The 7,486-nt window shown below is 59.6% G+C and carries 8 protein-coding genes; 5 read left to right on the forward strand and 3 right to left on the reverse strand.

Translation table 11 applies throughout. The features are described from left to right. Nucleotides 1–997 precede the first annotated feature (997 nt). Nucleotides 998–1,354 (forward strand): DUF6124 family protein, encoded by a 357-nt coding sequence (locus QMX98_RS30095; protein ID WP_145310994.1) that lies wholly within the window; start codon nt 998–1,000, stop codon nt 1,352–1,354. A 217-nt stretch (nt 1,355–1,571) separates the two neighbouring features. Here QMX98_RS30095 and QMX98_RS30100 read toward each other — a convergent pair whose 3' ends face one another. The 3 genes from QMX98_RS30100 to QMX98_RS30110 all read right to left on the reverse strand — a co-directional run bounded on the left by QMX98_RS30100 (nt 1,572) and on the right by QMX98_RS30110 (nt 3,356). Next, the gene (locus QMX98_RS30100; protein WP_010457614.1) at nt 1,572–2,168 is read right to left on the reverse strand and encodes a Fe-Mn family superoxide dismutase; all 597 of its coding nucleotides are present in this window, start codon (nt 2,166–2,168) and stop codon (nt 1,572–1,574) included. 177 nt (nt 2,169–2,345) lie between these two features. Then, nucleotides 2,346–2,948 (reverse strand): LysE/ArgO family amino acid transporter, encoded by a 603-nt coding sequence (locus QMX98_RS30105; protein WP_010457612.1) that lies wholly within the window; start codon nt 2,946–2,948, stop codon nt 2,346–2,348. A gap of 6 nt (nt 2,949–2,954) precedes the next feature. Next, on the reverse strand, nt 2,955–3,356 hold the full coding sequence (locus tag QMX98_RS30110; RefSeq protein WP_010457610.1) for an ACT domain-containing protein: 402 nt from the start codon (nt 3,354–3,356) through the stop codon (nt 2,955–2,957). A 95-nt stretch (nt 3,357–3,451) separates the two neighbouring features. On the opposite strand from QMX98_RS30110, the gene QMX98_RS30115 reads away from it, so the two are divergent. From QMX98_RS30115 to QMX98_RS30130, 4 genes are all read left to right on the forward strand, one after another. Next, complete coding sequence (locus tag QMX98_RS30115) at nt 3,452–4,351, forward strand: LysR family transcriptional regulator ArgP (protein ID WP_010457608.1); 900 nt, start codon at nt 3,452–3,454, stop codon at nt 4,349–4,351. A gap of 96 nt (nt 4,352–4,447) precedes the next feature. Next, on the forward strand, nt 4,448–5,440 hold the full coding sequence (locus QMX98_RS30120) for an NAD(P)-dependent oxidoreductase (RefSeq protein WP_010457606.1): 993 nt from the start codon (nt 4,448–4,450) through the stop codon (nt 5,438–5,440). 121 nt (nt 5,441–5,561) lie between these two features. Further along, nucleotides 5,562–6,437: an ATPase gene (locus QMX98_RS30125; RefSeq protein ID WP_282411844.1), complete on the forward strand. Its 876-nt coding sequence runs from the start codon at nt 5,562–5,564 to the stop codon at nt 6,435–6,437. 93 nt (nt 6,438–6,530) lie between these two features. Continuing rightward, complete coding sequence (locus QMX98_RS30130) at nt 6,531–7,379, forward strand: cache domain-containing protein (protein ID WP_077750482.1); 849 nt, start codon at nt 6,531–6,533, stop codon at nt 7,377–7,379. Nucleotides 7,380–7,486: the final 107 nt, after the last annotated feature.

Below are 7,486 nucleotides of genomic sequence, written 5' to 3' on the forward strand. Positions count from 1 at the left end.
CGGTCTGCTTCGCGACGACCTACATGCAGCGTGTTCGACTGCGTCGAACGGCGCTGCGCGCCACTCCCCGGATGAACACCTCCACTCAGCCTCCCGAAAGGGGCGGGTAGATCAAGATCAAGAGCTGAAGGCGAGCTAACGCTCGGCCTGATGAGTGGTGAGAATCAAAGGCTGTACGCTGAGTTCTTGTAGGAGCGAGGCTTGCCCGCGAAGGCGGCCTGACAGCCGACCAGTCTCTTTGCAGGTACCCCCATTCCACTGTAGGAGCGAGGCTTGCCCGCGAAGGCGGCCTGACAGCCGACCAATCTCTTTGCAGGTACCCCCATTCCACTGTAGGAGCGAGGCTTGCCCGCGAAGGCGGCCTGACAGCCAACCAATCTCTTTGCAGGTACCCACATTCCACTGTAGGAGCGAGGCTTGCCCGCGAAGGCGGCCTGACAGCCGACCAATCTCTTTGCAGATACCCACATTCCACTGTAGGAGCGAGGCCTGCTCGCGAAGGCAGCCTGACAGCCAACCAATCCCTTGCAGGTATACCCATTCCACTGTAGGAGCGAGCCTGCTCGCGAAGGCGGCCTGACAGCCAACCAATCTCTTCCTGATGCCTCCCGATTGATCGTTCCCATGCTCCGCGTGGGAATGCCGCCCGGGACGCTCCGCGTTCCATTTTTGTGTGTTGAACGATGTGTAAAAAACTCAGCGTTTTCCCACGCATTTTTCAGGTTGCCGGGTAGGAAGCGTGTTCTCTAACCTCTGGCTGTCGCTGAAAACTCAGCGACCGGGTGTGAGAGCCCGGCAACTTATGGTCATCCAGTGTCTGTACACGCATAATCGCCGCCAGCTTATCCGCTGCCAGTATTTGCGTTATGGCGGCTGTGTGCGGGCGGACTTCGGTCCGGCCGGGTGTCCATAACCGGTCTTCTCACCTCGCACATAGCTGCCACCTCTTCGCCGTGTGAGAAGCGGCAAGTGGAGGCTCCAACGCTGGAGAAATTCAATGGACAAATTAATCCCCGACCCACCCGTCAACACTGCACCCACCACCGAAGCCGAAACGCTCCTCAAAGACCACGAAGCCATAAAACGCGCCCTCGACTACTACCTCGACCCGCCAAACCAATACCTCGAAAAACCCCGGCGCCCCAGCACGATGTTCATGATCGCCCCCGACATGGACACTGAAAGCCTCCTGGTCCAAGCCTGCGAGTCCCTGGCTTCGGCCAGCGTCATGGCCAGCGATTTCGCCTCGAACCTGATCGGCCCGCAGCGCAACACCGTGCTGGCAATCCAGCAGATCATCATGCTGGCGGAGTTGGCGGTGAACCGGGCGCTTGATAACGTCGATCCGGCATAGCATTCCAGAGACCGCGTCATCGTTCTTCGCGAGCAGGCTCGCTCCCGCAGGAGATCGAGCGGGTTTTATAAAGGGTGTGTTCACTGTGGGAGCGAGCCTGCTAGCGAAGGCGGCTGGGTAGTTGATTCGATGTTTAGAGCGACACACGGCAGTGAATACTTCCAAAGCCCATAAAAAAACCCGGCATAAAAGCCGGGTTTCTTGTCTGGCGTCGAGCTTAAGCCTTGAAGGTTTTGCCTTCAAATTGCTCAGCCACGAATTTCCAGTTGACCAGGTTCCAGAACGCTTCGACGTATTTCGGACGAACGTTGCGGTAGTCGATGTAGTAAGCGTGTTCCCAGACGTCGCAGGTCAGCAGCGGGGTGTCGCCGCTGGTCAGCGGGTTGCCGGCGCCGATGGTGCTGGCCAGGGCCAGGGAACCGTCAGCTTTTTTCACCAGCCAGCCCCAACCGGAACCGAAGGTGCCGATGGAGGTTTTGCTGAATTCTTCTTTGAACTTGTCGAACGAACCGAAGGAAGCGTTGATGGCTTCAGCCAGTGCGCCGGTTGGTTGACCGCCGGCGTTTGGCGCCAGGCAGTTCCAGTAGAAAGTATGGTTCCAGACTTGAGCGGCGTTGTTGAAGATGCCGCCCGAGGAAGACTTGACGATTTCTTCCAGGGTCTTGCCTTCGAACTCGGTGCCTGGCACCAGGTTGTTCAGGTTCACGACGTAGGTGTTGTGGTGCTTGTCGTGGTGGTATTCCAGAGTTTCCTTGGAAATGTGCGGCTGCAGGGCATCGTGTGCGTAAGGCAGCGGCGGCAATTCGAAAGCCATGATGATTCTCCTAATTCAGGTCAGTTGCGGTGAGCGCAAGGCCGATCACGGGCGGCCAGACAAGCGCCGGGGAGTTTGTACTCTTTGCGGCGCATCGGATCGGATCATAGCACCGGGGGTGCGGCATAACCACGCAACAACTGTGTGGGATAGAGGTTCCAGAGCCTTTTGGAATAATCAGCTGGCGACGATTAATTGAAACGCCACGGCAAACATCATCACCGCCACCAACAGATCAAGAATCCGCCAGGTGCTGGGCCGTGCCAGCCAGGGTGCCAACCATGCCGCGCCGAGTGCCAGGGTGAAAAACCACAACAACGACGCACTGGCCGCCCCCACGACATAAGCGCCGGGCTCGGTTTGCTGCGCGCCGAGGGAGCCGATCAACAACACGGTATCCAGATAAACGTGCGGGTTGAGCAAGGTGACGGCCAACGCGCTGAGCATCACCGCACGCAGTGAGCGCACCGTCTGGTTTTCACCTTGTTGCAGGCTTTGTTTCGAGCACGCCCGACGCAGCGCCTGACTGCCATACCAAATCAGAAATACCGCGCCACCCCAGCGGGCGACCGCCAACAAGGTCGGGTTTTGCGCCAGCACCGTCGCCAGCCCGAATACCCCGGCGGCCACCAGCAAGGCGTCGCAGGTGACGCACAGCGCCGCCACCGGCAGGTGATGTTCACGTCGAAGGCTCTGCGCCAGCACAAACGCGTTCTGAGTGCCGATCGCCATGATCAGCCCGGCGGCCACCAGCAGGCCATTCACATAGCTTTGCCACATAAGGGTTTACTCCGCGTTAGCTGCCAGGTCGCGCAACACGTGCATTGCGCGTTGAGCATCGGCCTGACCGACGAATAAATGGTCGTGGTAGTAACCGGCGATCACGTTGCAACTGATGCCGGCCTGGCCCAATGCCGTGGCGAAGGCGGCGGTGAGGCCGACGGCTTCGAGGGCCGAGTGCACGTTCAAGGTGATCCAGGCCGCGACGTAGTCGAAGCTGAAACCGGCCTGCTCGGCGAGGGAGCGTTCGAGAATGACGGTCAGCCCCTCCTGCTCGCGAAAGCTGCCGACGATCGCTAGGCCGGCGGGCAATTGGCCGTCGCGCAGGGTGCAAAATACATATTCGCCCTCATTGAGGTGCGGGCTCATGCTGCGCAGCAGGGTTGCCAATGAAGTTTCGCCAGCCATGTCGGTGATCCTGTTCAAGAGTGCTTGCTGGCTATTCTCCGGTGCAACGCGGTATAAGAAAAACCAATCATGCTGATCGCTCATTAGGAAAACTGATGTTCGACTATAAATTGCTGTCCGCCCTGGCCGCCGTGGTCGAGCAGGCCGGGTTTGAACGTGCGGCGCAGGTGCTGGGCTTGTCGCAATCGGCGATCTCCCAGCGCATCAAGCTCCTGGAAGCGCGGGTCGGCCAGCCGGTGTTGGTGCGGGTCACGCCGCCGGCGCCTACCGAGATTGGTCGGCGGCTGCTCAACCATGTCCAGCAGGTGCGTTTGCTGGAACGGGATCTACAGACGCTGGTACCGGCGCTGGACGAAGAAGGTCTGCCGGAACGTCTGCGCATCGCCCTGAACGCCGACAGCCTGGCGACTTGGTGGGCCGCAGCCGTCAGTGATTTCTGCGCCGAGCAACACCTGCTGCTGGACCTGGTCGTCGAAGACCAGACCGTCGGCCTCAAACGCATGCGCGCTGGCGAAGTGGCCGCGTGCATCTGCGCCAGCGAGCGCCCGGTGGCTGGCGCACGTAGCGTGTTATTGGGCGCCATGCGTTATCGCGCGTTGGCCAGCCCGGCGTTCATCGCCCGGCATTTTCCTGAAGGCGTGCGTGCTGACCTGCTGGCAAAAACCCCGGCGCTGGTCTTTGGCCCCGACGATTTCCTGCAGCATCGCTACCTCGCGTCCCTCGGTGTCGATGGCGGTTTCGAACACCATTTATGCCCATCGTCTGAAGGCTTTATCCGCCTGACCGAAGCCGGGCTTGGCTGGGGCCTGGTGCCCGAATTGCAGGTGCGCGAGCAGCTGGAGCGCGGTGTCTTGCAGGAGCTTTTGCCAGATAAGCCCATCGATGTGCCGCTGTACTGGCATCATTGGCGCAATGGCGGTCAGCTGCTGGGGTTGCTGACCGATCAATTGGTGCGTTCGTCGAAGCAATGGCTGGTGCCCTGGAAGCAGCCATAAGCGTCAAGCTGCAAGCCGCAAGTGAAGCGCTTGCGGACCGTTTTTAACTTGCTGCGTGTAGCTTGATGCTCACCGCTGCATTTGTTGGAGCTCTACATGAAAATTCTGGTTACCGGCGCAAGCGGCTTCATTGGCGGACGCTTTGCGCGTTTCGCCCTGGAGCAGGGCCTGGACGTGCGGGTCAATGGTCGCCGGGCCGAAAGCGTCGAACACCTGGTGCGCCGTGGCGCCGAGTTTATCCCGGGCGACTTGAGCGACCCGGAACTGGCGCGCGAGCTGTGTTCCGATGTCGAAGCGGTGGTGCATTGCGCCGGCGCGGTCGGTTTGTGGGGACGTTATCAGGACTTTCATCAAGGCAACGTGCAGGTCACTGAAAACGTGGTCGAGGCCTGCCTGAAACAGCGGGTCCGACGCCTGGTGCATTTGTCGTCACCGTCGATCTACTTCGATGGCCGTGATCATCTGGGGCTGACCGAAGAACAGGTGCCTAAACGTTTCAAGCATCCCTACGCTGCCACCAAATTCCTCGCCGAGCAAAAGGTCTTTGGCGCACAGGAGTTCGGTCTCGAAACCCTCGCCCTGCGCCCGCGTTTCGTCACCGGGGCGGGTGATATGAGTATCTTCCCGCGGCTGCTGAACATGCAGCGCAAGGGACGCCTGGCGATCATCGGCAACGGCCTGAACAAGGTCGACTTCACCAGTGTGCAAAACCTCAATGAAGCATTGCTCAGCAGCTTGCTGGCCAGCGACTCGGCCTTGGGCAAGGCCTACAACATCAGCAACGGCACGCCTGTGCCGTTGTGGGACGTGGTCAATTACGTCATGCGCAAGATGGAAGTCCCACAAGTGACGCGCTACCGTTCCTACGGCCTGGCCTACAGCGTTGCCGCGCTCAACGAAGGGGTGTGTAAATTGTGGCCGGGCCGTCCCGAGCCGACGTTGTCACGGCTGGGCATGCAGGTGATGAACAAAAATTTCACCCTGGACATCAGCCGCGCCCGGCATTATCTGGACTACGATCCGAAAGTCAGTCTCTGGACGGCCCTCGATGAATTCTGCGGCTGGTGGAAAGCCCAGGACATTCGCTGACTTTTGCAGTGACAAACCTGCCAGCACTGAACCGAGTTTGGCGTTGAGGGTCAATCGCTGCGGCCGTGGGGTTTATACTCGCTGCCTATAGCCATCACCGCGTTCCACAAAGGTTGACTCAATGTCCATGCGTAACGATGCCAACGACGACTTCGATGATGTTCCAAGCCTGCGCGCCGACGTCCCCGATGACGATGATTTTCCGACCTCGAAACGCACCTCCGTGCATTCGCGCCCGGCACCGGTGGTCAAAGTCAAAAGCGCCAGTACCGGGCCTCTGTGGGCATTGGTCGGCGCTTTGTTCTTCGCATTCGCCGGCCTTGCCTGGTGGAGCTTTCAGCAGATTTCGCTGATGGAACAGCAATTGGTCGCAACCCAGGAAAGTTTCGCGCGGATCAGTGAGGATGCGGCGGGACGCTTGCAGGACATTTCCGGCAAGGTGGTCGCCAGCCAGACCAACGTCACTAGCGACAGCGAAGCCCTGAAGTTGCAAATCAAGCAGCTGGAAAACCAGTTGCAGGACCAAAGCAAGCAGCAGCAAGGTGTGGTCGGTCAGACCAGCGACCTGGACAAGCGTCTGGCACAAATGACCGCACAAACCGCCGATCTGGACAAGCGCCTGGCGCAGATGACCGCCCAGAGCACCGAACACCAGAACGCCAACGCGCAACTGCAGGCGCAGGTCAAAGCCTTGAGCACCGAGTTGGCTGCGCTGAAAAGCGCCCCGGACGACACCAGCAAATTCGACGCCCAGCTCAAAAGCCTCGGTGCCGACATCGTCGCGCTGAAAAAACAGGGCAACCCGAGCGCCGCCATCGAGCGACTGGAACAAGACATGATCGTGCTCAAAAGCCAGCAGGACAACCGCCCGGCAGCAGCGCAAGGCGTCACCAATACCGCCGAGTTCGATGCCTTCCGCGGCCAGACCACCCGCAACATCAACACCCTTCAGGCGCAGATCCAGAATCTGCAGCAGCAACTCCGCGCAAGGCAGTAAACCTTCGACAGCTGCTACAAGGGCCTGAAAATTCGTACATATCCCATAGCCGTCTACGCTCTTGAAACACCGACAAGAACGAGGGGATGCGCTATGGGGGTTCTGCACAAGTGGGCCGTGCTGGGGTGGATGCTGTTGTTGTGTCTGGGGCAGGTTCAGGCGGCTACGGCGGAAAAGGATGACAGCCAGGCGGCCAAAGCCTTGCTGGAAAAAGCCCTGGCCTACTACCACGACAACGGCGACAAGGCGTTCGCGGCGTTCAGCCGTCAGGGCGAGTTTGTCGACAAGGATCGTTACGTCTTCGTGGTCGATACCAAGGGCGTGATGCTTGCCAGTGGCGGGCCGTCTTCGGCCTTGATCGGGCGTGATGTGACCGAAACCCTGGGACCGGATTTGCAGAAGGCCTTCAAGGACGCCTTGAAAGTGCCGGAGGGCAATGGGATTCAGCAGGCCGAATATCGCTGGCAGAACTGGTCCGATGGCAAGGTCGAGCGCAAGCATGTGTTCTATCAGCGCGTTGGCCAGCGGATTCTGGCCGTGGGTTACTACCTGCCACGGGCGTCGGCGGAACAGGCGATGGCCTTGCTGAACAAAGCGGCGACGGATCTGGCCAAAGACGAGAAGGGCACGCTGACTGCGATCAACTCCCTCAAGGGCGGCTACTTGCAGGATGACCTGTACGTGTTCGTCGTTGACCTCAACACCCAGCGTTACGTGGCCCACGGCACCAACCTGCGGTTGATCAATACCGACTTCGGCAAGATCAAGGACCCGGAAGGCAAACCGGTGGGCGAGCCGATCCTGGCGTTGATTGCCAAGCAGGATTACGGCGAATACGAATACCGCTGGAAAAACCCGGTCACCAGCAAGGTTGAAGACAAGCATGCCTACCTGAAAAAGGTTGGGCATTTTCTGGTGGCGGTCGGGTATTACAGCCCTTGATTCATCGGTGTCTGTGAGGGCGCCTTCGCGAGCGGGCTCGCTCCCACAGTAGATCTCAAGTGTTCACAGCATTTGTGGACGACAAAGATCCATTGTGGGAGCGAGCC

Source organism: Pseudomonas sp. PS02303, assembly GCF_029959925.1.
In the GTDB taxonomy this organism is placed as follows: Bacteria; Pseudomonadota; Gammaproteobacteria; order Pseudomonadales; family Pseudomonadaceae; genus Aquipseudomonas; species Aquipseudomonas mandelii.